Source organism: Micromonospora sp. NPDC005686 (assembly GCF_042871665.1).
Classification (GTDB): domain Bacteria; phylum Actinomycetota; class Actinomycetes; order Mycobacteriales; family Micromonosporaceae; genus Micromonospora.
The window spans coordinates 20,362-44,790 of the sequence record NZ_JBIAIY010000017.1 but is presented as its reverse complement, the minus strand read 5'-3'; the positions used below and the strand labels follow the sequence as shown (position 1 = coordinate 44,790).

The following is a 24,429-nucleotide window of genomic DNA, read 5'->3' as shown; positions in this document are numbered from 1 at the left end:
AAGGACATCATGTCCGACCTGCCCCTGATCCAAGCGGATCGCGCCGTGCCGCCGCCGGCCGCGACCACCACGAAGGGTGGTCGCGGTCGCCGGCTACGGCTCCTGTCCCGCACCGACCGCGTGGTGATCACGCTCATGGTGCTGGTACCTCTGCTGCTCGTCGCCGGCCTGGTCTGGCTTCCCGCGGTGGCGACGGTGCTGCTCTCCGGCACGAACTGGGACGGCATCGGCCCGATCAGCGAGATCGAATGGGTCGGGGCGAAGAACTACGACGACGTGGTGACCATCTACCCGCCGTTCGTCCCCGCGGTGCAGAACAACCTGCTCTGGCTCGCCGCGCTGTTCGTGGTGGCCACCCCGTTCGGCATGTTCCTCGCCGTGCTGCTCGACAAGGAGATTCGCGGCAGCCGCTTCTACCAGACCGCGCTCTACCTGCCGGTGGTGCTGTCGCTGGCGCTCATCGGCTTCGTCTGGCAACTCATCTACAGCCGCGACCAGGGGCTGCTCAACGGCGTGTTCGGCGGCGAGACCGACTGGTACGGCGACCCGAACGTCAACATCTGGGCCGTGCTGGTGGCGGCCGGCTGGCGGCACGTCGGCTACATCATGCTGCTCTACCTGGCCGGCCTCAAGGGCGTCGACCCGTCGCTGCGGGAGGCCGCCGCGGTCGACGGCTCGTCGGAGACCAGCACGTTCTTCCGGGTCGTCTTCCCCGTGATGCGCCCGATCAACATCATCGTGCTGGTGGTGACGGTGATCGAGTCGCTGCGCGCGTTCGACCTGGTCTGGGTCATCAACAAGGGCCGCAACGGGCTGGAGCTGATCTCCGCGCTGGTCACCCAGAACGTGGTGGGCGAGGCCAGCCGGATCGGCTTCGGTTCCGCGCTGGCGACCATCATGCTCGCCGTCTCGCTGGTCTTCATCACCATCTACCTCTGGACCGTGATGCGGGAGGGCAAGCGATGACCGCCGCAGTCTCCACCGGCCGCCGCCGCCCCGTGCGGCCCGCCCGGATCGCCCTGCACCTGTTCCTGGGTACGGTCGCCGTGGGCTGGCTGTTCCCCATCCTCTGGGCGCTGCTCACCTCGTTCCGCTCCTACGAGTACACCGCCGCCAACGGCTACGTGTCGCTGGGCGGCTGGACGATCGACAACTACGTCACCGCCTGGCGTACCGCCGAGTTCGGCAAGCACTTCCTCAACTCGGCATACATCACCGTCCCGGCGGTGCTGCTCACGCTCTTCCTCGCCTCCTGCGTGGCGTTCGTGATCGCCCGGTTCAGCTGGAAGATCAACATCGCGCTGCTCGGCCTGTTCACGGCCGCGAACCTGCTGCCGCAACAGGCGCTGCTCATCCCGCTGTTCCGGATGTTCACCGAGATCCCGCTGCCGGCCTGGATGAGCGACTCGGAGCTGCTCTACGACAGCTACTGGGGACTGATCCTGGTGAACGTCGCGTTCCAGTGCGGCTTCTGCGTGTTCGTGCTCAGCAACTACATGAAGGCGCTGCCGCACGAGCTGTACGAGGCCGCGATGGTCGACGGGGCGAACGTGTGGCGGCAGTACTGGCAGGTGACGATGCCGCTGTGCCGTCCGGCGCTGGCCGCGCTGGCGACGCTGGAGGTCACCTGGATCTACAACGAGTTCTTCTGGGCCACTGTGCTCATGCGTACCGGGGACAAGTTCCCGGTCACCAGTTCGCTGAACAACCTGCGCGGCGAGTTCTTCACCGACAACAACCTGGTCTCGGCCGGTTCGGTGCTGGTCGCGATCCCCACCCTGGTGATCTTCTTCCTGCTCCAGAAGCAGTTCGTCCGGGGTCTGACGCTGGGAGCCTCCAAGGGATGACGATCGTCCACCTGCGCCGCGCGCGAACCAGCCTGGTGCTCGACGCACGCGGCCCGGGACTGCCCCGGGTCGTGCACTGGGGCGCCGACCTCGGCCCGCTGCCCGACGGGGACCTGCCCGCGCTCGTCGACGCCACGGTGCCACCGGTGGTGCCGAGCAGCTTCGACGCGCCAACTGTGCTGTCGCTGCTGCCCGAGGCGAGCGCCGGGTGGAGCGGGCGGCCCGGGCTGGCCGGTCACCGCGACGGCCGGGACTGGTCGACGGCGTTCCGCCTGGTCGACCTCGACGTACCCGATGAGGAGCGGGACCACGACGGGGCCGGTGCCGCACGGGTGACGGTGCGGGCGGCGGACCCGGGCGCGGGGTTGAGCCTGACCGTCGAGATCACGCTGGACCCGGCGGGGGTGCTGACGCTGCGGCACCGGCTGCGCAACGACGGCGACGGCCGGTACGAGGTGCGGGAGCTGACGCCGGTGCTGCCGGTGCCGGCGGTCGCCACCGAACTGCTCGACCTGACCGGCCGGTGGTGCCGGGAGCGCGCGCCGCAGCGGCATCCGTGGCCGATGGGCGCGTGGGTACGGGAAGGGCGGCACGGCCGCACCGGGCACGACGCCACGCTGTTGCTGGTCGCGGGCACGGCCGGGTTCGGTTTCCGGCACGGCGAGGTGTGGGCGGTGCACACCGCGTGGAGCGGCGACCACGTCACGGCCGCCGAACGCCGCCCGACCGGCGAGGCCACGCTCGGCGGCGGTGAGCTGCTCGCGCCGGGTGAGATCGTGCTCGGGCCGGGCGAGGAGTGCGCCACTCCCCTGCTCTACGCGGCGCACTCCGCCGATGGGCTGGACGGGCTCAGCGAGGCGCTGCACACGCACCTGCGGGCCCGTCCGTCGCACCCGCGCACGCCACGGCCGGTCACGCTGAACGTGTGGGAGGCGGTCTACTTCGACCACGACCTGGACCGGCTGCGGGCGCTCGCCGACCGGGCCGCCGAGGTCGGTGTGGAGCGCTTCGTCCTCGACGACGGCTGGTTCCGCGGCCGGCGGCACGACCAGGCCGGGCTCGGCGACTGGTGGGTCGACGGCGAGGTGTGGCCGGACGGGTTGCAGCCGCTGATCGACCACGTACGCGGGCACGGCATGCAGTTCGGCCTCTGGGTCGAGCCGGAGATGGTCAACCCGGACTCCGACCTGTTCCGCGCCCACCCGGACTGGGTGCTCCAGGCGCCGGACCGGCTGCCGCCGCCCTGGCGGCACCAGCAGGTGCTCGACCTGGCCCACCCGGACGCGTACGCGTACCTGCTCGAACGGCTCGACGCGGTGCTGGGCGAGCACGACGGGCTCGCGTACCTGAAGTGGGACCACAACCGCGACCTGACCGAGGCCGGGCACGCCGGGCGGCCGGGTGTGCACGGGCAGACGCTCGCGGCCTACCGGCTGCTCGACGAGCTGCGCGCCCGGCACCCGGATGTCGAGATCGAGAGCTGCTCCTCCGGCGGCGCGCGGGTCGACCTGGAGATCCTGCGGCGTACCGACCGGGTCTGGGCCAGCGACTGCAACGACGCGCTGGAACGGCTGTCCATCCAGCGCTGGACCGGTCTGCTGCTGCCGCCGGAACTGATCGGCACGCACATCGGGCCGGCGCGCTCGCACACCACGCACCGCGTGCACGACCTGGGCTTCCGCGCGGTCACCGCGCTGTTCGGCCACCACGGCATCGAGTGGGACATCAGCGCGATCGACGCGACCGAGCGGGCCGAACTCACGGCGTGGGTGGCGCTGCACAAGCGGCTGCGCCCGCTGCTGCACGGCGGCCGGGTGGTCCGGGTCGACCACCCGGATCCGGCCGTGCAGGCCCACGGCGTGGTCGCCCACGACCGCTCACATGCGGTGTACGCGGTCAGCCGGCTGACCACCTCGGCGGCACAGGTGCCGGGCGCGGTACGGCTGCCGGGGCTGGACCCGCAGCGGCGCTACCGGGTCCGCCCGCCGGCCGGGGTGCCGGAGCCCGCGCTGCTGGAGATGGTCCCGCCGGGCTGGCTGGCCTGGCCCGGTGACGGGATCACAGTGAGCGGTTCGGTGCTGGGGTCGGTCGGCCTGCAACTACCGGCCCTGCACCCCGAACAGGCCCTGCTGCTGGAGGTTGTCGCGGCCTAGCGGAACAGGTGGGCGTGCCCGGCCGTCCAGTCGTCGAAGGTGCGGGGCGGGCGGCGAGGTCGTCCGCGCAGTCAGGCCGGGCGCTCCGCGCGGCGGACGGTGTCGCGCAGGGCCATGGCCACGGCGGCGAACAGGGCCGCGCCGCAGCCCACGCCGGAGATCAGCCCGACCGTGCCGGCACCGGCGCCCAGCGCGTGGGCGAGGAAGCCGGCCAGGCCGAGCGCTGTCATCGCGGCGCCGAGCCAGTGGTAGAGCGGCATCCGCCAGACGTGGGCCAGGCCGAAGAAGTGCACGCCGACGACCACCGCGACCCAGGCGACTCCCACGGCGGGCCGGTCCAGCACGTTGTTGATCACGAACAGGCCACCGAAGAGCGCGACGGCCTCCAGCGCCACCACGAGCCAGTAGCGGCGGTCCATGAACCCGGCGGCCTCCCGCTGCGGGCCGGGCGTCTCGACGCGGGCCACCCGGGACAGGGCGACCAGGAGCAGCGCGGCCACCAGCAGGCCGGCGACGCGCAGCACCAGCGGCCAGGGCGCGTCCAGGCCGCCGCTGTTGACCAGCACGAACACGGTGCCGAACGAGACGGCCACGAGCGAGCCGACCACCAGCCCCGACGGTCGCCCCCTGGTCCCCGCGCTCATGGTGTCTCCTCCCGACGGTCGCCCACCGGTCGATGCGGCGCGCGGCAGATCGTACGGCAGCCCGGCCGCCCCCGCCCTCGCCCTCCACGCCGGAACCGTGATCAAGGAGTTCGTGTCCCGATCGGACCTCGACGGCGACACAAACTCCTTGATCATCGGATCGGCGGTCAGGCGGGGGTGCAGGTCACCGCGGGGGTGGAGTTGGTGCCCTGCGAGGTGCCGATGAAGCCGAAGCTGGTGCTCGCGCCGGCGCCGAGGCGGCCGTTGTAGTCGACGTTGCGGGCGGTGTACGCCGAACCGCTGTTGCTGACGCTGGCGTTCCACGCCTGGGTGACGGACTGGCCGTTGGCGTACGTCCAGCGCACCGTCCAGCCGGTGATCGCCGCGGCTCCGGCGGTCACCTTGACCTCGCCCTGGAAGCCGCCCTGCCACGAGTTGCCGACGGTGTAGGTGGCGGTGCAGCCGCCCGAGGGCGGGGGCGTGGTGGCCGGCGGCGGGGTGGGGCTGACCGTCGGGCTGGCGGTGGGGCTGGTCGTCGGGCTGGCGGTCGGGGTGCTGCTGGCATAGACCGACGCCTCGCGGGACGTGGCGGCGATGCCGTTGGCGCCGTTGAAGATCCGCTGGCCCCAGCTGGTGAGCTGGGCCGGGTTGAACGCGGTGGTCATGTCCAGGTACTCCACGCCGCCGCCGTTGCCGCTCCACGACCAGCCCAGGTAGCCGATGCCGTTGGCCTGGCTGTACGCCATGATGGCGTCCTCGTCCGGGTTGCCGTCCGAGTGGTTGAAGCCGAACTCGCCGACCACGATCGGCAGCCCGGCTGCCCGGAACCGGCCCAGGTAGTCGCTGATCTCGGCGGCGGTGTCGAAGACGCCGTACATGTGGATGGAGAACACGGTGTTGCGCTGCGGGTCGGCGGCGAACACGGTGCCGGCGTTGTCGCGCATGGTGAACGACCAGTCCTGGCCCCAGTTCGGCGCGTCCACCATGATCGTGTGGGTCAGGCCGGCGGCGCGCAGCTGCTTGATCGCGTTCGAGGTGTCGGTGGTCCAGGCGCTGTAGCCCTGGTTGCCGAACGGCTCGTTGCCGATGTTGACGATGACGTACTTCTCCTGGCCCTTGAGCACGTCGGCGATGCTCAGCCAGTAGTCGGTGGCCTTGGCCAGCGTGGTGGCGGCGCCGTCCTCGCCGTACCCGGTGGTGTCGTGCACCTCCAGCACGCAGATCAGCCGGTTGGCCTTGCACAGCGAGATCACGTTCGCCACGTCGGCGGCGCTGTTCTTCGTCCAGCGGTCGCCGCTGGCCAGCACCACCCGGACGGTGTTCGCGCCGAGCGCCTTGACGTCGCGAAACGAGTTGGTCTGCTGCGGGTACCAGGTGTGCGCGTGGTTGACCCCGCGCATCACGAACTCGACGCCGTTGGCGTCGTAGAGCCGACCGTTGGAGACGGAGAACCCGGTGGCGGCTTGGGCCGGCTGCCCGAGGGCGAAGACGGCGGCGAGGGCCGTCAGCAGGGCGGCGCCCGCGACGGAGAGCAGTTTCTTCATGGCTGTCCTCAGGGGAAGTCTCCCCCGTGCCCGAGCGGGGGTGCGGTGACGGTGACGAGGTGGTGGCGACTGAGCCCGGTAGCCGCCGCCCGGTTCCCGAACGGACGCAGGCATCAGCGTAGGGCGATGGAAGGCGCGAAGCAACCGGTTAAGCGGGACGAGCCGGGAGGCGAGAGCGTTTGACGGGCCACACGCGCTGAACCGGTTAAGGAATCCGGGCGAAGACGAGCAGGGAAGTGGACAGCAGGGTTGACCCGCGCCGGGTGGGGTATCCCGGGACGATCCGCCCGGGAAGGAGACGTGCCATGGTCAACGTCGGTTACACCCTCATGTGCGAGCAGGCCGGCCCGAAGCAACTTGTCGACCACGCCGTACGCGCCGAGGCCGCCGGCTTCGACCATCTGGTCATGTCCGACCACTACTACCCCTGGCTGGAGTCCCAGGGCCACTCCCCGTACGCCTGGTCGGTGCTCGGCGCGGTCGCCCACGCCACCAGCCGGGCGGAGCTGATGTCGTTCGTGACCTGTCCGATCCGGCGGTACCACCCGGCGGTGGTGGCGCAGAAGGCCAGCACCATCGGTGTGCTCTCGGACGGGCGGTTCACGCTCGGCCTCGGCGCCGGGGAGAACCTCAACGAGCACGTGGTGGGCGGGTGGCCGCACGTGCAGCAGCGGCACGAGATGTTCGAGGAGGCGCTGCAGATCATCCGGCCGCTGCTCAACGGCGAGACGCTGACGTTCTCCGGCAACCACTTCGACGTGCCCGACGCGTACGTCTGGGACCGGCCGGAGCGGCCGGTGCCGATGGCGGTGGCCGCGTCCGGGCGGCAGTCGGCGACGCTCGCCGCCGAGTACGCCGACGCCATGATCGCCACCGACCCGCTGTCCCACCTGATCGACATGTACGAGGAGGCCGGCGGCGCGGGCCGCCCCCGCTACGGGCAGGTGGCCATCTGCTACGGGCCGGACGAGGACGAGTGCCGCAAGATCGTGCACGACCAGTTCCGCTGGTTCGGCCTGGGCTGGAAGGTCAACGCCGACCTGCCCGGCCCGGAGTCGTTCGACGCGGCCACCCAGTTCGTCCGGGAGGAGGACGTGGCCGAGGGCATCTCCTGCGGCCCGGACACCGACCGGCACGTCGAGGCGTTCAAGAAGTTCGTCGACGCGGGCTTCACCCACGTCGCGCTGATCCAGGTGGGCGGCGACACCCAGCCGATGTTCCTCGACTGGGCCCAGGAGGAGCTGCTGCCCCGGCTGCGCGAGCTGTGACGGTCCCGCCGTCCCCGCCGGGGCGCTTCGGCCCGGCCGACCTGCGCCTGGCGCTCGCCGCGCCCCGGCCGGCCGCCGGGTTGACGAGCGAGTTCCGGCAGGTCGCCGGGCTGCGGGCGCACACCCGCCGCTCCGGCGACCCGGGCGGGGACGGGCCGCCCGTGGTGCTGGTGCACGGCCTGGCCGTGTCGCACCGCTACCTCACCCCGCTGGCGGTCGCGCTGGCGCCGCGCCGGCAGGTGTACGTGCCGGACCTGCCCGGCTTCGGGCTGACCGAACGCCCCGCCGCCGCGTACGACGTGGACCGGCATGTGGCGTTCCTGGTCGACTGGCTCGCCGCGTACCGGTTGGGTCCGGTCTGTCTGCTCGGCCATTCCTTCGGCGCGGAGGTGGCCGCCTCGCTCGCCGCCCGCCACCCCGGCCTGGTGAACGCGCTGGTGCTGGCCGGCCCGACCTGCGACCCGGCCGCCCGGTCCCGGCACGCCCTGATCGGCCGGTGGCTGCGGGACACGCTGCGGGAGGCGACGTGGCAGGCGCCGATCCTGCTGCGCGACGTGACCGACGCCCGGCCCTGGCGGGTGTTCGCCACGCTGTCCCACTCCGTCCGCAACGCGGTCGAGGAGGACCTGGCCCGGATCACCGCACCCACGCTGGTGCTCACCGGCGCCCGCGACCCGGTCGCGCCGGCCGCCTAGCGGGAACAGGTCGCCCGGTTGGTGCCGGACGCCCGCACGGTGGCCGTCCCGGGCGCGGCGCACAACGTGGTCACCACCGCACCGGCCCAGGTCGCGGACGCCGTCCACGGCCTGCTCACCACCCCACTGAGGAGTTGACGCCATGCGTATCGGGAACACCGAGATCCGGCCCGCCGGGGGCGGGCTCGGCTGCCTGCTGATGATCCTCTTCTCGATCGTCGCCTCGGTGGTGCTCACCGTGCTGCTCAACCTCATCCTGTAGGACCGCGGCGGCGTGACCGTGCGCGGCATCGGGGTGGGCGGCAGCCAGGCACTCCTGGCCGGTCAGCGAGACGGCGGTCCTGATCTTCGCGGCCTTCGTGGTGGCCGACCTGGCGGGGTCGTTCAGCCGGCCGTGAGGTCCAGCTCGGCCAGCACCGGATAGTGGTCCGACGCCGTGTCCGCGTCGCCGTCACGGACCACCCGCACCGCGCGTACCCGATCGGCCAGCGCCGGGGTGGCGAGCAGGTAGTCCAGCCGCATCCCGGCGAACTCGGCGCCGCCGTGCCGGGTCGGCACGGTCAGGCCGCCGGGTTCGTCGCCGCCGGACCACGGCCACAGGTCGACCAGGCCTGCGTCGATCAGCCGGGCCACCGCGCGGGTGTCCACGGTACGGCCGTCGCGGCGCAGGTGCCGCCGCCGGTACGCGGTGGCCAGCCCGGCCAGCCGGGCGGTGTGGTCGACAGTGGGTTCCAGCGTGTTCAGGTCCCCGGCCAGCAGGGCCAGCTCTCCCCCGGTGCGGCGCATCGCCGTGGCCAGCCAGTCCGCCTCGATCCGCCGCCGCCCGCCCGAGTAGGGGTACAGGTGGGTGCTGACCACGGTGAGCGGCCCGGCGCCGGTGGCGACCCGCACCCGGGCGGCGGCGTGGTGGAACGGGCGGCGGACCCGGCCGGCGCGCAGCACCCGCAGCGGCGGGCGGACCAGCACCGCCACCGGCTGCCCGAAGCAGGACCGGGCCAGGTGCGCCGCCATTCCGAGCCGATCGGCCAGGCCGTCCAGCGTGGCGTCCATGCCGCGCAGTTCCTGCACCGCCAGCACGTCCGGACGCTGCGCGGTGACGACCGAGACGATCCGGTCCCGGCGGTCGGCGCTGCCTGAGTCCCGCCCGCCGGTCCGGATGTTCCAGGTCATCACCCGCAGCATCGGCTCAGCCCGGCCGCGCGGCCTTGGCCAGCTCGTCGTCCAGCTCGTCCACCTGTTCGGACTCGATCGCCGGCTGGTTGCCCTCGGCCACGTCGGCGTTGGGCCGGATCACCCAGTACAGCAGCGACAGCCAGAGCGCGCCGAGCAGGATCGCGCCCATGAAGTCGGTCGGGTGGTGCATGCCCCGGTACATCCGGGAGGTGGCCACGCCGACCGGCATCAGCACGGCCATGCCGACGAACAGCCACCGCCACCACCTGTCGGTACGCGGGAACACGATGATCGCCATGGCCACCCAGAGGCAGATGGTCGCCGCGATGTGCCCGGACGGGAACGACGAGGTGGGCATCTGCCCGTCCAGGTTCTCCACCGGCGGCCGGGGCCGGTCCACCACCCGGGCGCTGGCCAGGAACAGGCTCAGCTCGCCGAACATCGCCAGCACCACGTACAGCACCGGGCGCCAGCGCCGCCACAGGGCCAGCACGATCGGGCAGAACACCAGCGACACCAGCAGGATCGCGTGGGTGTCGCCGAACTTGCTCCACCACCAGCTCAGGTCGGTCAGCGCGTCGGTGTGCCGCTCGGCGAACCAGCGCGGCACCTCGGTGTCGAGGGTGTGGAAGAACGTGCCCTTGGCGTGGTAGCTGACGAACATGCCGAACGCGTAGAGCGCCCCGAAGACGAGCACCCAGCCGACCAGCAGCTCGGCCACCGCCGAGCGGGGGTGCTCCAGCACCTTCTCCTCGTCGGGTGCGAGCGCCAGCTCCTCGCCCGCCTCCGGCTCCAGACCCTCGCGCAGCGGCGGCACCGGCCGGCCGCGCTCGCGCCGCCACAGCCGGAAGGCGTACGCGGTGACGCCGAGCCAGGCCGCGCCGAGCAGCCAGCCGCCGATCACGTCCGACACGTAGTGCACGCCCAGCGCGATCCGGGTCAGCCCGACCAGGAAGATCAGCACACCGACGATGGCGATCGCGGGCTTGCGCCAGCGCTTCGACATGGCCGGCAGGAACACCAGCAGCAGCGCCCCGTACGCGACGAACGAGCCGAGCGCGTGGCCACTGGGAAAGCTGTTGCCCGGGGCGGCGGCGACCGGGACGTCCACCACCGGGCGCAGCCGTCCGACCAGCGCCTTGAGCGACGGGTCGAGGATCAGCCCGCCCACGCCGGTGACGATCAGGTAGACCGCCAGCCGCGACTGGCGGCGGATCAGCAGGCCCACCACCGCGATGGTGACCAGCCAGATCAGCACCGGCCGCCCGCCCAGGTCGGTGATCGCCTGGAGCACGGTGACCAGCGGACCGTGCGGGGCCACGAGGTCGTTGAACCACTCGGCCACCGCGTGGTCGGCGTCGCCCAGCGGGCTCCAGCGGAACCGGACCAGCATGAGCAGCACGCCGAACCCGACTCCCGCGCCGGCCACGGCGAGCAGGCCCGCGAGGCTCCGCTCGGCGAAATGGCTGAGCGGCCGGCTCCCGGCTTCCTTGACCGCGGTCACACCGCACCTCCCTCGTTCCTCTGCGAGGCGCGCTGTACCCGATCGGCGTGTCCCGTACACGCCCGACCGGCGCGGCGTACACGCCCGACCGGCGTGGCGTCAGAGCGAGGTCATCTCACCGGTGTCGAGCAGCTCCTCGCGTTGCGCCTCCGGCTCCCACAGGTCCGGCTGGGCGGGCTCCTCCACCCCGATGCGCATCGCTTCGAGCTGGGCGGCGAAGGCCAGCCCGCCGAACAGCGCGATCCCGGTCAGGTTGGCCCAGAGCAGCAGGGCCATCATGCCGGTCAGCGCGCCGTAGGTCTGGCCGAATCCGCCGCTGTACTTCACGTAGGCGGCGAGCAGCAGGCTGGCCAGCCACCACAGCGCGATCGCGATGGACGCGCCGAAGAACAGCCAGGACAGGCCGGGCTGGCGGCGCCGCGGGGCGTGCCGGAACAGCACCGCGACGGCGAGCACGGTCAGGCCGAGACTCAGGGGCCACCGGATCACGTCCCAGGTGGCCATGGCGACGTCGCCCCACTCGTAGTGCCGCCGTACCGACTCGCCCATCGCCCGGCCGCCGACCAGGATCAGGAAGCCGGCCAGCGCGGGTACGCCGGCGAGCACGGCGAGGATGGAGGCGCGCAGGTACTTCGGCAGCGCCGGGCGGTCCCGCTCGACGCCGTAGATCCGGTTCGCGCCCCGCTCGATCTGCGCCATCGTGGTGGTCAGCGCGACCAGTCCGGTGAGCAGACCGAGCGTCAGCGCCAATTCACCGGCGTCCTCGGTGCGCTCGCCGTCGGTCAGCAGGTCCTGCACCACGGCTTCGCTCTGACCGGGCGTGATGGCCAGCACCGTGTCGGCGACGACCTTGCCGCCCTCGTCCACGCCCAGGTCGGTGATCAGGCCGGTGAGCGCGATCAGGAACGGCACCACCGCCAGGCAGAGCTGGAAGCCCAGCGCCCGGGAGTGGCTGAAGCCGTCGCCGTAGCGGAACCGGACGAAGGCGTCCCGCAGCAGGCACCAGCCGCCGTGCCGGCGCAGTGTGTGCCAGGCGTCGTCGGCGGAGAGCTGGTCCTCGGCCATCAGCCGGGTCTCGGGGACCAGTTTCGTGCTACTCACGGCGGGCCTCCTCGACCAGGTGCTCGCCGCGCTCGCCGACCGCGTCGGCGTCCACCGCCAGGTCGGGGTCCTCCTCGGGGCGCGGTACGCAGAGCCAGAGCGACTCGGGCCGGATGGTGGCCTTGAGCGACCGGCCCGGCTCGATCAGGTCGCCGTCGAGTTGCCGGGGCTGCGCCCGGGTGCTGGTGATCTCGATTGAGCGGGCCCGGAACACCTCCATCCGGGGCACGCTGTCGCGGCGGCGCAGCACCGCCCAGCCCATCGCGAGCCAGTGGCGCAGCCGGCGCGGCGTCAGCACCGCCACGTCGAGCCAGCCGTCGTCCGGTTCGGCCTCGGTGAGCAGGCGTACCCCGCCCTGCAGGCGCCCGACGTTCGCCACCAGGACCGAGCGGGCCCGGCGGCGCAGCGGCGGCTTGCCGTCGATGCGCACCGAGACCCGCATCGGCCGGTCGCGCAGGTGACGAGCCGCGCCCACCACGTACGCCGGCCAGCCGATCCGCTTCTTCGTGGTCTCCGAGGTGGAGTCGAGCATCTGGGCGTCGAAGCCCATCCCGGCCATCACCGCGAAGCACCTGTCACCGACCACGCCGACGTCGAGGCGGCGCATCCCGCGGTCGACGGCGACCTGGAGCCCGGCGGCCAGGTCGTTCGACAGGCCGAGGTTGGCGGCCAGCAGGTTGCCGGTGCCCTGGGGCAGCACGGCCAGCGCCACGTCGGTGCCGGCCAGCGCGGTCACGCAGGCCATCACCGTGCCGTCGCCGCCGCAGGCGAAGACGACCTCGGCGCCCGCCTTGACGGCCTGTTCCGCCTGCCCTCGGCCCGGGTCCTCGACTGTCGTCTCGTACCAGGTCGGAGCCGGCCACCCGGCGGCGTCGAGCGCGCCGTCCACGGTGCGGCGGAACTCGTCCAGGTCGGCCACCTTCACCGGGTTGACCACCACTGCCGAGCGCGGCGTGCGGTTATCCGCGTTCACCGGGCGCTTGTCGTCTGCACCGTCCACGGCGTCAGTGTGCAGGACACGGGGCGTGACGGCGACCCGGCGCAGCGGGACGTTGCGAGGACCGCAATCAGGTTTGAGAACCGGATGCGCCCGGCCGCCGTCAGGCCGTCGCGCCGCCGGTCGCCTGACCTGGCACGGCCGGCCGGTACGTGAGCGGAAAGCGGGTCTGCGTGAGTTCCTCCGAGACCTGCCAGAGCCGTCCGGCCGCATCGAGGTCCTTCGCTCCGGCGGACGGCTCGGTCACCGCTGCGGGTCCGCGGACCCACCGAAGCGGCTCGGGCCGACGAAACCGCCGGCGGGGACGTCGCCGACCGCCGCCCGCGTCCTGGCGGTGACGCGTCAGGCCGCCTCGCGCAGCGCCGCGTCGACGCGCCGCCGCAGGTCGTCGATGTCCACCCCGGCCTCGGTGAGCACCACGGCAGCCAGGCCGTCGCCCTCGCGCAGCAGGCCGAGCAGGATGTGTTCGGTGCCGATGTGCCGGTGGCGCAGCCGCAGCGCCTCGCGCAGCGACAGCTCCAGCACCTTCTTTGCCCGGGGCGAGAACGTGCCGTGGTGCGTCCCGCGACGCCACCACCGGCGCGGGCTCGGGGTCGCCTCGCGCAGCGCGTCGGGGCCGAAGGACTCCTCGATCCGGGCCACTATCGCGGCGAGGTCGATGCCGATCTCGCGCAGCGCCGCGGCGTCCGCCGCGCCGAGCCCGTCGACGCCCTGCTCGGTGTGGCGGGCCACCGCGGCGCGCAGCGCGTCGGCCTCCACGCCACCGGCCGCGAGCAGCCGTACCGCCAGGTTGTCGCGGTCGGCGAGCACGCCCAGCAGCAGGTGCTCGGTGCCGACCGGCCGCCGCCCCTCGCTGCGGGCCTCGTCGAGGGCATGGTGCACCACGGTCCGGGCCCGGTTGGTGAATCGTTCGAACATCACGCCTCCCAGCTCTGACGCACCGCCGGCCGTCCGGCGTGCTTCTTGTGGACCGCCTGCCGGCTGACCTCCAGGGCGTCGGCGATCTCCTGCCACGACCAGCCCTGCCGCCGGGCGTTGTCGACCTGGATCACCTCGAGCCGTTCGAGCAGCCGGCGCAGGGCGAGCACGGCGCGCAGGCCGACCTTGGGGTCGGTGCTGCCGGCCGCCGCCGCGAGTTCCGTCGCTTGACTCATGCTGTCAATGTAGGTTGACAGCATGAGGCCTGTCAACCCTGGTTGACACGCGACCCGGCCTTCCGCTGCCCGGCCCGCAGCGGTGTTACGGTCCGCTGGTGTTCCGCCGCCGTCCGCCGGACCGGCCGGTCGAGTCCGCGCGCCGGCTCACCGTCGGCCGCCTCAGCCTGGAGATCGCCGGGGGCAGCGTGGTCGGGCACCGCTACCCGGAGAACTACGACGTGCTGCACGTCGACACCGAGCTGCCGCTAGCGGTGCTCTGCGACGGGATGGGCGACGGCGAGGGCAGCCGGGTGGCCGGCACGACAGCGGCCGAGACGTTCACCGCGCGGGTCCGCGCCGGCTGGCCCGCCGTCGGCGCCGCCACGCTGCGCGCCGCCGTCGCCGAGACCCAACGGCGGGTACGCCAGGCCGGCGCCGCGCAGGCCGGCCTGACCGGGTGCACGCTCACCGCGTTCGTGGCCGAACCGGACGGCGGCCAGGGCTGGCTGGTCCAGCTCGGCGACTCGCGGGCGTACCGGCTGCGCGACGGGCTGCTGGAACTGGTCACCGTCGACCACACCATGGCCTGGCTCGGCCTGCTGCACGGCTGGTGGCCGGCGGACTCGCCGGAGGCGGCGCGGGCGCGCTACCAGTTGCTGCGCTACGTCGGCCACCCGGACCGGCCCGAGCCGGACCTGCTCGCCGTGCCGCTGCGCCGGAGCGACACCTGGCTGCTGTGCACCGACGGCATCAGCGACCAGCTCGGCTACCACCGGCTACGCGACCTGCTGGCCGCGCGGCGGGACCCGGCGCGCACCACCGAGGCCCTGCTCGCCGCCAGCCTGGACGAGGGCGGCGAGGACAACGCCACAGCAGTCGTGCTGCGCGTACACCCGGCGTTGCCCGCCCCGCGCTGACCGCCAGTTCCGCCGACCCGCTCCGGCGCACCCGGTCCCGCGACTACGGTGGGTGAAAAGCAGGGTCGGGAGGTGAGCCGGGTGGCCGCACCCAGCCACGGCGCGGTGGTGGTCGGCGTCGGCCGCGCCGAGGCCGACCTGACGGTGGTCCGCACGGCCGCCGCCGAGGCCGCCGCCCACGACCGTCCGCTGCACCTGCTGCACGCGTTCAACTGGGCCGGCGGCACCCGCACCGACGCGGAGAACGTGCTGGAGAACGCCGGACGGGTGGCTGCCGAGTGCGCGCCGCGGGTGCCGGTCAGCGGCCGGATCGTCGAGGGCTCCCCGGTCGAGGCGCTGCTGCGGGTCGCCGACACCGCGTTCCTGATCGCGCTCGGTGACGGGGGCAGCTCGGCGCACCCGGCCCGCGTACCGGCCGACACGCCCGCCGTGGACGTGGCCGCCCGGGCCACCTGCCCGGTGCTGGTCGGCCGCACCGAGCCGGCCCCGCCCGGGCCGCTGCTGGTCGGCTTCGACGGCTCGGCCAGCTCGCGGGCCGCCCTCGGGTATGCCTTCGACTGCGCGCAACACCGCGGCGCGCGCCTGCTCGCCGTCCGGGTGATCGAGCCGGACTCCGGCGACCGCGACGACGGGCGGCTGGAGGAGGCGGTCACCCGGGAGGCCCGGCGGCACCCGCGGGTCACCGCCGACTGCGAGACCGTCCACGGTGAGCCCGGACCCGTCCTGCTCGACCGGTCCCACGCGGCGCAGCTCGCGGTGGTGGCCGCCTGGGGTGACGGGCCGCTCGGGTCCACCCTGGGCGCGGTCAGCCAGTCCTTGCTGTACCACTCGCCGGCCCCACTGATCGTCGTACGGGGACTACCCGCGGACGCCGGGGACGGGTCGTGACGCCCGCGCGGGGCGGGACCTACGGCCCTGACCGGCACCCTTTGCCGAGGTCGAGGCTGGACGTGCCGAGGAGGAAGATGTGACCCTGACCGAAGACGAGGTACGCCGGCTGGACGCGTACTGGCGCGCGGCGAACTATCTGACCGTCGGCCAGATCTACCTGCTCGACAACCCGCTGCTGCGTGAACCGCTCAGGCCCGAGCACGTCAAGCCGCGCCTGCTGGGCCACTGGGGCACCAGCCCCGGGCTCAACTTGCTCTACACGCACCTCAACCGGGTCATCGTCGAGCGGGACCTGTCCGCCATCTTCGTCACCGGCCCCGGCCACGGCGGCCCCGCGCTGGTGGCCAACACCTGGCTGGAGGGCACCTACAGCGAGCTGTACCACCACATCCCCCGGGACGCGACCGGCATGCAGCGCCTGTTCCGGCAGTTCTCCTTCCCCGGCGGCATCCCGAGCCATGTGGCGCCGGAGGTGCCGGGTTCGATCCACGAGGGCGGCGAGCTGGGGTACGCGCTGAGCCACGCGTACGGCGCCGCGTTCGACAACCCGGACCTGCTGGTGGCCTGCGTGATCGGCGACGGCGAGGCCGAGACCGGCCCGCTGGCCGGGAGCTGGCTGTCGAACGTGTTCCTGAACCCGGCCCGCGACGGGGCGGTGCTGCCGGTCCTGCACCTCAACGGCTACAAGATCGCCAACCCGACGGTGCTGGACCGGATCCCCGGCGAGGACCTGCGGGACATGATGCGCGGCTTCGGCTACGAGCCGTACCTGGTCGAGGGCGACGACCCGGCGGCCGTGCACCGGCTGCTGGCCGGCACGCTCGACCGGGCGGTCGACGAGATCGCCGCGATCCAGCGCCGGGCCCGCTCCGGTGAGCGCGTCGAGCGCCCCCGCTGGCCGATGATCGTCCTGCGGACGCCGAAGGGCTGGACCGGGCCGTCCCGGGTCGACGGCAAGCAGGTCGAGGGCACGTTCCGCGCCCACCAGGTGCCGATCTCCGGCGTCCGGGACAACCCGGAGCACCTGGCCGAGTTGGAGCGGTGGATGCGCGGCTACCGGCCGGAGGAGCTGTTCGACGCCACCGGCGGTCCGGTCGCCGAGGTGACCGAGCTGCCACCCACCGGTGACCGCCGGATGAGCGCCAACCCGGTCGCCAACGGCGGCAGGCTGCTGCGCAACCTGGAGCTGCCGGACTTCCGCGACTACGCGGTCGACGTACCGACGCCCGGTGAGCCGATGGCCGGCGCGACGGGTGTGCTCGGCCCCTGGGTACGCGACGTGATCGTGCGCAATCCCGAGACGTTCCGCCTGTTCGGCCCGGACGAGGTCGCCTCGAACCGGCTCGGCGCGGCGTTCGAGGTCACCGACCGCGCGTTCGTCGGCACCGAGGTGCCCGGCGACGACCACCTCTCCCCGGACGGCCGGGTGATGGAGGTGCTCTCCGAGCACCTGTGCCAGGGCTGGCTGGAGGGCTACCTGCTGACCGGCCGGCACGGCATCTTCACCAGCTACGAGGCGTTCATCCACATCGTCGACTCGATGGTCAACCAGCACGCCAAGTGGCTGAAGGTGACCCGGGACATCCCCTGGCGGGAGCCCGTCGCGTCGCTGAACTACCTGCTGTCCAGCCACGTGTGGCGCCAGGACCACAACGGCTTCTCCCACCAGGACCCGGGCTTCATCGACCACGTGGTGAACAAGAAGGCCGAGGTGGTCCGCGTCTACCTACCGCCGGACGGCAACACGCTGCTGTCCACGATGGACCACTGCCTGCGCAGCCGGCAGTACATCAACGTGGTGGTGGCCGGCAAGCAGCCCGCGCCGAACTGGCTGACCATGGGCGAGGCGATCCAGCACTGCCGCCGCGGCCTGGGCATCTGGGACTGGGCGAGCAGCGACGAGGGCGCCGAGCCGGACGTGGTGCTCGCCTGCGCCGGCGACGTGCCGACGCTGGAGACGCTCGCCGCCGCGGACCTGCTGCGCCGGCACCTGCCGGACCTGAAGGTGCGGGTGGTCAACGTCGTCGACCTGATGCGCCTGCAACCGCCGTCGGAGCACCCGCACGGCCTGCCGGACAACGAGTTCGACACCATCTTCACCACCGACAAGCCGGTCATCTTCGCCTACCACGGCTACCCCTGGCTGATCCACCGGCTCACCTACCGCCGCACCAACCACGAGAACCTGCACGTACGCGGCTACAAGGAGGAGGGCACCACCACGACGCCGTTCGACATGGTGATGCTCAACGACCTGGACCGCTTCCACCTGGTCATCGACGTGATCGACCGGGTGCCCGGGCTGCGGTCGCGCGCCGCCCACCTGCGCCAGGACATGGTGGACACCCGCCGGTCCTGCCGTGACCACACCCGCCGCTACGGTGAGGACGACCCGCGGGTCGCCGAGTGGCGCTGGATCCGCGAGAACGACCCGGCCGTGAGGAGTGACGAATGAGTGACGACGAGATCCTGGTCGGCTACGACGGCTCCGCCGACGCGGCGGTAGCCCTGAACTGGGCGCTGGACGAGGCGGGCCGCTCGGGGCGGCCGGTACGCCTGGCGTACGTCTTCGAGTGGTTGACGGTGACCGGCTGGGTCGGACCCGCAGTGGCGCCGGGGGTGTGGCCGGACGAGACCGCCCGGCAGCAGGTCGAGGAACTGGTGCGCAAGGCGGCGGCGGACGCCGCCGCCGAACGGCCGGGCCTGACCGTGCACGGTGAGGTGTTCGACGGACCGCCCGCGCTCGTGCTCCAGGAGCGGTCCGCCGGGGCGGGAATGCTGGTGCTCGGCAGCCGGGGCCACGGCGGCTTCGGCGGGCTGCTCGCCGGCTCCACGGCGGTCTCGGTCACCGCGCACGCCCACTGCCCGGTGGTGGTGGTCCGCGACGGCCAGGCCGCCACGTCCGGACCGGTGGTGGTCGGCTCGGACGGCTCGGAGTCCGCGCTACGGGCACTCGGCTTCGCCGTCGAGCGGGCCGCGCAGCGGGACGTGCCGCTGCGGGTGCTGCGCGCCTGGGAGCCGCCGGGTGAGCGGTGGGTGCCGCCGGACTTCGACCCGGAGCGGGTCGCCGCCAGCGAACGGGCCGCCGCCGAGGCGGAGCTGGCGCCGTGGCGGGCGAGCTTCCCCGACGTGCCGGTCGGGATCGAGGCGGTGCCCGGCAGCGCGTCGGCGCTGCTGGTGGAGGCCAGCCGGTCGGCACAACTGGTGGTGGTCGGCAGCCGGGGCCGGGGCGGCCTGCGCGGCATGCTGCTCGGCTCGGTCAGCCAGCAGCTCATCCAGCACTCGCACTGCCCGGTCGCCGTGGTACGCGAGCGCTGACTCAGCGGCCGGACGCGGTGGAGCCCTCGTCGGGGTTGAGCGAGAAGTAGTCCTCCTCCTCCTGGGCCAGGTGCAGGCGCAGCACCGCGTCCAGGCCGTAGAGCGCGGCCAGCAGATCGGGTATCTCGTCACGGCGCAGCCGGCCGTCCGGCTGCGCCGTGAGGTGCCCGCCGATCCGCTCCACCAGCCGCACGATCTCCACGTGCGCCCGGCTCATCGTGGAGGTCGCCTCCGCGCTGCCCAGCGGGCCGGCCAACGCCGGGTAGAGCTGCCGGTCCTCGGCCGCCTCGTGCGGCAGCACCTCGTCGACCAGCCGCCGGTGCACCTCGCGCAGCGCCGGCAGGCACGCCGGGTCGTCCGGGCGGGTCGCCACCAGGTCGGCGGTGTCGCGCAGCCGGGCCAGCACGTCGCGGACGCCGCCGTGCTCGCCCGCGTACCGGTCCAGCAGCTCGCGGGTGTGCGCGGGCAGGTCACGCCGCCGCAGGCCGCCGCCGAGCGCGCGCAGCGCGTTGAGGATCACCAGGACGTCGATGCCCTCCTGGAGGAACGCGCCGGCCACCGGGGGCAGCCGGCCCGCGGCGGCCACCAGCATCGCCAGCACCGCCAGGCCCATCCCGACGGTGGCGCTCTGCACCGCGATGCGGCGGGCGTACCGGGCGATCTCGACCGCGTCGGCGAGCCGGTCCAGCCGGTCCACGGTGAGCACCGCGTCGGCCACGTCCGCCGAGGCGGTCGCCCCGGTCGCGCCCATCGCCACCCCGACGTGTGCCTCGGCCAGCGCGGGCGCGTCGTTCACGCCGTCACCGACCATCACCGTCACCGCGCGCGCCGACTCCTGGCGTACCCGCTCGGCCTTCTCCTGGGGCGAGCACCGCGCGATCACGTCGTCCACGCCCACGATCTGCGCCACCTGCCGGGCCGTGCCGGGACGGTCGCCGGTCACCATGACCAGCCGGTCGAGGCCCGCCTCGCGCAGCCGACGCACGGTCCGCCGGGCGTCCGGGCGGACCGGGTCCTCCAGCAGGATCGCGCCCAGCGGCCCGCTGTCGTCGCTGACCCAGACCGCGGAGCGCCCGGCCCGTTCGGCACGCTCACCGACGCGGCCCGCCCACTCCGGCGGTTCGCCGCCGAGCTGCCCGACGTGCACCATCCGCCCGTCGACGCGCCCGCTCACCCCGTGCCCCGGCTCCTCGGTGACCTGCGTCGGCTCGGCCAACGCCAGCCCGCGCTCGCGGGCCTGCCGGACCAGCGCGGCGGCCAGCACGTGCGGGGAGAGCTGCTCGACCGAGGCGGCCAGCCGCAGCACCTCGTCCCGGTCGCCGCCCGGCGCCACCACCACCTCGGACGCCCGGGGCCGGCCCGCGGTGAGCGTGCCGGTCTTGTCCAGCAGCAGGGTACGGGCGCGGCCGAGCTGTTCCAGCGACCCGCCGTCGCGGACCAGCACGCCGCGCCGGGCCACCCGGGACAGGCCGGAGACCACAGCGATCGGGGTGGCCAGCAGCAACGGGCACGGGGTGGCCACCACGAGCACCGCCACCGCCCGGGTGAAGTCGCCGGACAGCAGCCACGCCAGCCCGGCCAGCACCAGCGTGAACGGCACGAACGCGGCGGCGTAGCGGTCGGCCAGCCGTACCATCGGGGCCTTGCGGGCGGTGGCCTCGCCGGCCAGGCGGACGATGCCCGCGTAGGTGCTCTCCGCCGCGTTGCGGCGGGCCCGCAGCCCGAAGCCCGCGCCCGCGTTCACCACGCCGCTGGCCACCTCCTCCCCCGCCGCGCGGGTGACCAGTTGCGACTCGCCGGTCACCACCGACTCGTCGAGCGTGGCCGGCTCCTCGACCACGCCGTCGACGGGAACCACGTCGCCCGGTCCCACCACGAGCCGGTCCCCCACCGCGACGCGGTCCAGCGGCACCACCTCGATGCCGCCGTCCGGGGTACGCCGGCGGGCCTGCCTCGGCGCGCGTTCCAGCAGCGCCCGCAGGTCGCGGGTGGCCCGGCGCTGGGCGTACTCCTCCAGCGCCCGCCCGGTGGCCACCATCACCGCGATCACGGCGCCGGCCAGGTACTCCCGCACCAGCAACGCGCCGAGCAGCGCCAGCACCGCGATGACGTCCACGCCGAACTGCCGCAGCCAGAGCTGGCGCAGCGTCGTCCAGGCCGCCGGCACCAGGGCCACCACGGTGACCGCCGCCCAGATCAGCCGGGCGGCGTCGTGCGCACCGGCGAACCACAGCGCCGCCCCGGCCAGCACGGCCACTGTGAGCAGCACCAGCGGCGCCCACTCGATCCAGGCCCGCCGCGGGGCGCGGGACGGCTGCTCGGGTACGCACTCGCCCGGTTCGGTTCCCACGTGGGGATCGTCTCAGCCCGGACGTGGGACGGGCGGGGCGATGCGGGTAATCCGGGGGATGGAACGGCGTCCCCACCCGCGCGTGGGGCACGATGGGGAAAACAGGAAAGGTCGTGACGATGAGCCACGAGACGCCGGCTGCCGATCGCCCGTTGACCACCGCGCTCGCGGAGGCCGCCGGAATGGCCGGCCACGCCCCCTCGGTGCACAACACGCAGCCGTGGCACTGGACTGTCCTGCCCGACGCGCTGGAGCTGCGGGTGGTCCGCGAACGGCACCTCAGCGCGATGGACCCGGAAGGGCACCTGCTGGTGGTGAGCTGCGGCGCCGCGCTGCACCACGCCCGGGTGGCGCTGGCCGCCGAGGGCTGGACCCCGGTGGTGGAGCGGCTGCCCGACGCGAAGGAACCCGACCTGCTGGCCCGGATCACCGGCCTGAAGCACACCGGCGCCGACCCCGACGCCATGCACCTCGTGCAGTGCATGCGGGTCCGGCACACCGACCGGCGGCCGGTCAGCGACGAGCAGATCCCCACCGCCGCGCTCGCTGACATCGACCGGGCCGCCACGCTGGAGGGCGTCAACCTGCAACTGCTCGACGACACTCAGAAGATCCAGCTCGCCAGCGCCGCCCAGCAGGCCGCCGCCGTCGAGGCGGACAGCCCCGAGCTGCGCGAGGAGCTGGCGTACTGGACCAGCCGGGCCGGCACCGGCACCGGGCTGCCGCCGGAGGTGCTGCCCGAGCAGGCCCCGCAGACGACCGTTCCGGCCCGCGACTTCGGCCGCGCCGGCTCGCTGCCGGTCGGGCCCGGCCACGACAAGACCGCCGTGTACGGGATCCTCTGGGGCTCCGACGACGAGACGCTGAGCTGGCTGCGCGCCGGTGAGGCGCTCTCCGCCGCCTGGCTCGCCGCGACCCGGCACGGGGTGTCGCTGGTGCCGCTGTCCGGTGTGGTGGAGGTCGAGGGCACCCGTGAGGTGCTGCGGCAGATGCTCGCCGGCCTGGGGTTCCCGTACCTCAGCATGCGGCTCGGCGTGGCCGACCCGGTGCACGCCGGCCCGCCGCACACCCCCCGGTTGGACGTCGCGCAGACAGTCGACACCTCGGCGGTCCGCGACCAGCTCTCCTGACCGGTCTCGATCACGGCGGTCACCGGGCGATACCATCGCCGGGTGGCCGCCGAACCCCAGCCCTCGCACGAGCACGTCGCGCCGTCGCTCGGGCTGACCCCGCTGTCCCGCGTCCGCCTGGACGAACTGCTCCAGGAGATGCTCGACCGGGTCGGCGAGGTGGTGACCAGCCGCGAGCGGCTACGGGCGCTGCTGGACGCCGTCGTCGGCATCGGTTCCAACCTCGACCTGCGCAGCACGTTGCAGCGGATCGTGCAGTCCGCGTGTGAGCTGGCCGGCGCCCGCTACGGCGCGCTCGGCGTGATCGGCCCGGACCGCATGCTGCACGACTTCATCGTCCACGGCATCGACCCCGAGCTGCACGCGAAGATAGGCGAGCTGCCGCACGGCCGGGGCGTGCTGGGTCTGCTCATCGACGACCCGAAGCCGCTGCGCATGCCGGACATCACCAAGCACCCCGACTCGTACGGCTTCCCGCCGAACCACCCCCCGATGCACAGCTTCCTCGGCGTGCCGGTCCGCATCCGCGACCACGTCTGGGGCAACCTCTACCTGGCCGAGAAGCAGGGCGCGACCGAGTTCACCGAGGACGACGAGGAGATCGTGGTGGCGCTCGCCGCCGCGGCCGGCGTGGCGATCGAGAACGCCCGCCTCTACGCGCTGGCGCACCGGCGGGAACGCTGGCTGGCCGCCGCCGCGGAGATCACCTCGGTGCTGCTCGGCGAGGTGCGCCGTACCGACGCGCTGAGCCTGGTGGCCCGCCGCGCCCGCGAGGTCGCCGAGGCCGAACTGGCCTTGGTGCTGCTCTACGACGAGGACGAGGCGCAGTTCACCGTCGAGGTGGTCGACGGCCCCGACCCGGTCACCCGGGAACTGGTGGGCGCGGTGCTGCCCGCCGCCGAGACCAGTTTCGCGGCGTCCGCCACGTCGGGCCGGCACGACCAGGTGGAGAACCTCGCCGCCGCGGCGCCCTGGCCCCGGCCGGTGGTCGCCGGGCCGGCCGTGCTCTCCCCGCTGACCGCCGCGGACACGCTGCACGGCGTGCTGGTGATCGGCTACCGGCCCGACCACGGTCCCGCCGCCGACGACGACCTCACCCTGCTCGCCAGCTTCGCCGGGCAGGCCGCGCTGGCCATGGAGCGGGCCCGCGGGCAGGAGGAGCGGGAACTGCTGGTGGTCCTGGAGGACCGCGAACGCATCGCCCGTGACCTGCACGACGTGGTGATCCAGCGGCTGTTCGCCACCGGCCTGCAACTGCAGAGCGGCGCGATGAACGCCCGCCCCGAGGCGGCCAGGCGGATCAACCAGGCCGTCGACGACCTGGACGCCACCATCCGCGACATCCGCCGCACCATCTTCGAGCTGCGCACCCCGATGAGCGCGGCGCTGCGCACCGAGATCCGCGAGGCCATCGAGGTGGCCACCGAGTTGCTCGGCTACCGTCCCGAGCTGGAACTGGTCGGCCCGATCGACAGCGCCGTCCCGGACGACCTGCGCCCCGAACTCACCGCAGTGCTGCGCGAGGCGCTGTCGAACGCGGTACGCCACGCCCGGGCCGGCCGGGTGTCGGTGCGCGTACGCGTCGGCTCCGGCCGGGTCGAGGTCACCGTCACCGACGACGGCGTCGGCTGCGACCCGGAGGCGGCCCGCAGCGGCCTGATCAACCTGCGCGAGCGGGCCGAGCGGCTCGGCGGCGAGTTCTCGCTGCGCCGGGCCGAGCCGCGCGGCACCGAGGTGCGCTGGAGTGCCCCGCTCGACTGA

The 24,429-nt window shown here is 73.5% G+C and carries 21 protein-coding genes; 11 read left to right on the top strand and 10 right to left on the bottom strand.

What is annotated here, in order from left to right; all coding sequences use genetic code 11:
- Window positions 1-9 precede the first annotated feature (9 nt).
- From ACFYON_RS27815 to ACFYON_RS27805, 3 genes are read left to right on the top strand one after another with little or no spacing between them, the layout of a single operon-like run.
- Entirely contained in the window at window positions 10-966 is a 957-nt protein-coding gene (locus ACFYON_RS27815; protein ID WP_354874672.1) for a sugar ABC transporter permease, read from the top strand.
- Window positions 963-1,847 carry a carbohydrate ABC transporter permease gene (locus ACFYON_RS27810; RefSeq protein ID WP_354874674.1) on the top strand — a complete coding sequence of 295 codons (885 nt, stop codon included), beginning with the start codon at window positions 963-965 and terminating at the stop codon, window positions 1,845-1,847. The genes ACFYON_RS27815 and ACFYON_RS27810 overlap by 4 nt, the downstream gene beginning before the upstream one ends.
- On the top strand, window positions 1,844-4,000 hold the full coding sequence (locus ACFYON_RS27805) for an alpha-galactosidase (RefSeq protein WP_387190753.1): 2,157 nt from the start codon (window positions 1,844-1,846) through the stop codon (window positions 3,998-4,000). The genes ACFYON_RS27810 and ACFYON_RS27805 overlap by 4 nt, the downstream gene beginning before the upstream one ends.
- 71 nt (window positions 4,001-4,071) lie before the next feature.
- Here ACFYON_RS27805 and ACFYON_RS27800 read toward each other — a convergent pair whose 3' ends face one another.
- Together ACFYON_RS27800 and ACFYON_RS27795 are read right to left on the bottom strand one after the other, a co-directional pair.
- Window positions 4,072-4,644, bottom strand: coding sequence for a hypothetical protein (locus tag ACFYON_RS27800; protein ID WP_355094535.1), 573 nt, complete (start codon window positions 4,642-4,644; stop codon window positions 4,072-4,074).
- Window positions 4,645-4,811: 167 nt separating this feature from the next.
- Window positions 4,812-6,188, bottom strand: coding sequence for a cellulase family glycosylhydrolase (locus ACFYON_RS27795; protein ID WP_387321260.1), 1,377 nt, complete (start codon window positions 6,186-6,188; stop codon window positions 4,812-4,814).
- 305 nt (window positions 6,189-6,493) lie between these two features.
- On the opposite strand from ACFYON_RS27795, the gene ACFYON_RS27790 reads away from it, so the two are divergent.
- Window positions 6,494-7,456: a TIGR03557 family F420-dependent LLM class oxidoreductase gene (locus tag ACFYON_RS27790; protein ID WP_354874682.1), complete on the top strand. Its 963-nt coding sequence runs from the start codon at window positions 6,494-6,496 to the stop codon at window positions 7,454-7,456.
- On the top strand, window positions 7,453-8,151 hold the full coding sequence (locus tag ACFYON_RS27785) for an alpha/beta fold hydrolase (RefSeq protein WP_354874684.1): 699 nt from the start codon (window positions 7,453-7,455) through the stop codon (window positions 8,149-8,151). The genes ACFYON_RS27790 and ACFYON_RS27785 overlap by 4 nt, the downstream gene beginning before the upstream one ends.
- Before the next feature lie 384 nt (window positions 8,152-8,535).
- On the opposite strand, the gene ACFYON_RS27780 is transcribed toward ACFYON_RS27785, so the two are convergent.
- The 7 genes from ACFYON_RS27780 to ACFYON_RS27750 form a co-directional block, all read right to left on the bottom strand.
- Window positions 8,536-9,333 (bottom strand): endonuclease/exonuclease/phosphatase family protein, encoded by a 798-nt coding sequence (locus ACFYON_RS27780; protein WP_354874686.1) that lies wholly within the window; start codon window positions 9,331-9,333, stop codon window positions 8,536-8,538.
- A 4-nt stretch (window positions 9,334-9,337) separates the two neighbouring features.
- Window positions 9,338-10,828, bottom strand: a complete 1,491-nt coding sequence (locus ACFYON_RS27775) for a phosphatase PAP2 family protein (RefSeq protein WP_354874688.1) — start codon at window positions 10,826-10,828, stop codon at window positions 9,338-9,340.
- A gap of 99 nt (window positions 10,829-10,927) precedes the next feature.
- Complete coding sequence (locus ACFYON_RS27770) at window positions 10,928-11,929, bottom strand: YihY/virulence factor BrkB family protein (protein WP_354874690.1); 1,002 nt, start codon at window positions 11,927-11,929, stop codon at window positions 10,928-10,930.
- Window positions 11,922-12,929 carry a diacylglycerol kinase family protein gene (locus ACFYON_RS27765; protein WP_354874692.1) on the bottom strand — a complete coding sequence of 336 codons (1,008 nt, stop codon included), beginning with the start codon at window positions 12,927-12,929 and terminating at the stop codon, window positions 11,922-11,924. Before ACFYON_RS27765 ends, ACFYON_RS27770 begins: the two co-directional genes overlap by 8 nt.
- Window positions 12,930-13,029: 100 nt before the next feature.
- Entirely contained in the window at window positions 13,030-13,173 is a 144-nt protein-coding gene (locus tag ACFYON_RS27760) for a hypothetical protein (RefSeq protein WP_354874694.1), read from the bottom strand.
- 95 nt (window positions 13,174-13,268) lie between these two features.
- A complete protein-coding gene (locus tag ACFYON_RS27755; RefSeq protein ID WP_355096326.1) occupies window positions 13,269-13,844 on the bottom strand; it encodes a Clp protease N-terminal domain-containing protein in 576 nt (191 codons plus the stop codon).
- Complete coding sequence (locus tag ACFYON_RS27750) at window positions 13,844-14,080, bottom strand: HTH domain-containing protein (RefSeq protein ID WP_354874698.1); 237 nt, start codon at window positions 14,078-14,080, stop codon at window positions 13,844-13,846. The genes ACFYON_RS27755 and ACFYON_RS27750 overlap by 1 nt, the downstream gene beginning before the upstream one ends.
- Window positions 14,081-14,178: 98 nt before the next feature.
- On the opposite strand from ACFYON_RS27750, the gene ACFYON_RS27745 reads away from it, so the two are divergent.
- The 4 genes from ACFYON_RS27745 to ACFYON_RS27730 all read left to right on the top strand — a co-directional run bounded on the left by ACFYON_RS27745 (window position 14,179) and on the right by ACFYON_RS27730 (window position 19,188).
- Window positions 14,179-14,979: a PP2C family serine/threonine-protein phosphatase gene (locus ACFYON_RS27745; RefSeq protein ID WP_355096328.1), complete on the top strand. Its 801-nt coding sequence runs from the start codon at window positions 14,179-14,181 to the stop codon at window positions 14,977-14,979.
- Window positions 14,980-15,060: 81 nt separating this feature from the next.
- A complete protein-coding gene (locus tag ACFYON_RS27740; protein WP_354874702.1) occupies window positions 15,061-15,867 on the top strand; it encodes a universal stress protein in 807 nt (268 codons plus the stop codon).
- 79 nt (window positions 15,868-15,946) lie between these two features.
- The gene (locus ACFYON_RS27735) at window positions 15,947-18,325 is read left to right on the top strand and encodes a phosphoketolase family protein (RefSeq protein WP_355015236.1); all 2,379 of its coding nucleotides are present in this window, start codon (window positions 15,947-15,949) and stop codon (window positions 18,323-18,325) included.
- Window positions 18,322-19,188: a universal stress protein gene (locus ACFYON_RS27730; RefSeq protein ID WP_354874704.1), complete on the top strand. Its 867-nt coding sequence runs from the start codon at window positions 18,322-18,324 to the stop codon at window positions 19,186-19,188. Before ACFYON_RS27735 ends, ACFYON_RS27730 begins: the two co-directional genes overlap by 4 nt.
- Window position 19,189: 1 nt before the next feature.
- Here ACFYON_RS27730 and ACFYON_RS27725 read toward each other — a convergent pair whose 3' ends face one another.
- Complete coding sequence (locus ACFYON_RS27725; protein WP_354874706.1) at window positions 19,190-21,538, bottom strand: heavy metal translocating P-type ATPase; 2,349 nt, start codon at window positions 21,536-21,538, stop codon at window positions 19,190-19,192.
- A 119-nt stretch (window positions 21,539-21,657) separates the two neighbouring features.
- Between ACFYON_RS27725 and ACFYON_RS27720 the strand changes: the two genes are divergently transcribed.
- A complete protein-coding gene (locus tag ACFYON_RS27720) occupies window positions 21,658-22,668 on the top strand; it encodes an Acg family FMN-binding oxidoreductase (protein WP_354874708.1) in 1,011 nt (336 codons plus the stop codon).
- A gap of 93 nt (window positions 22,669-22,761) precedes the next feature.
- Complete coding sequence (locus ACFYON_RS27715) at window positions 22,762-24,429, top strand: GAF domain-containing sensor histidine kinase (protein WP_387188893.1); 1,668 nt, start codon at window positions 22,762-22,764, stop codon at window positions 24,427-24,429.

Excerpts from the sequence above, each read along its gene's own strand:
- ACFYON_RS27815 (WP_354874672.1), top strand. The coding sequence starts at position 10 with ATGTCCGACCTGCCCCTGATCCAAGCGGATCGCGCCGTGCCGCCGCCG.
- ACFYON_RS27810 (WP_354874674.1), top strand. The coding sequence starts at position 963 with ATGACCGCCGCAGTCTCCACCGGCCGCCGCCGCCCCGTGCGGCCCGCC.
- ACFYON_RS27805 (WP_387190753.1), top strand. The coding sequence starts at position 1,844 with ATGACGATCGTCCACCTGCGCCGCGCGCGAACCAGCCTGGTGCTCGAC.
- ACFYON_RS27800 (WP_355094535.1), bottom strand. The coding sequence starts at position 4,644 with ATGAGCGCGGGGACCAGGGGGCGACCGTCGGGGCTGGTGGTCGGCTCG.
- ACFYON_RS27795 (WP_387321260.1), bottom strand. The coding sequence starts at position 6,188 with ATGAAGAAACTGCTCTCCGTCGCGGGCGCCGCCCTGCTGACGGCCCTC.
- ACFYON_RS27790 (WP_354874682.1), top strand. The coding sequence starts at position 6,494 with ATGGTCAACGTCGGTTACACCCTCATGTGCGAGCAGGCCGGCCCGAAG.
- ACFYON_RS27780 (WP_354874686.1), bottom strand. The coding sequence starts at position 9,333 with ATGCTGCGGGTGATGACCTGGAACATCCGGACCGGCGGGCGGGACTCA.
- ACFYON_RS27755 (WP_355096326.1), bottom strand. The coding sequence starts at position 13,844 with ATGTTCGAACGATTCACCAACCGGGCCCGGACCGTGGTGCACCATGCC.
- ACFYON_RS27750 (WP_354874698.1), bottom strand. The coding sequence starts at position 14,080 with ATGAGTCAAGCGACGGAACTCGCGGCGGCGGCCGGCAGCACCGACCCC.
- ACFYON_RS27730 (WP_354874704.1), top strand. The coding sequence starts at position 18,322 with ATGAGTGACGACGAGATCCTGGTCGGCTACGACGGCTCCGCCGACGCG.
- ACFYON_RS27720 (WP_354874708.1), top strand. The coding sequence starts at position 21,658 with ATGAGCCACGAGACGCCGGCTGCCGATCGCCCGTTGACCACCGCGCTC.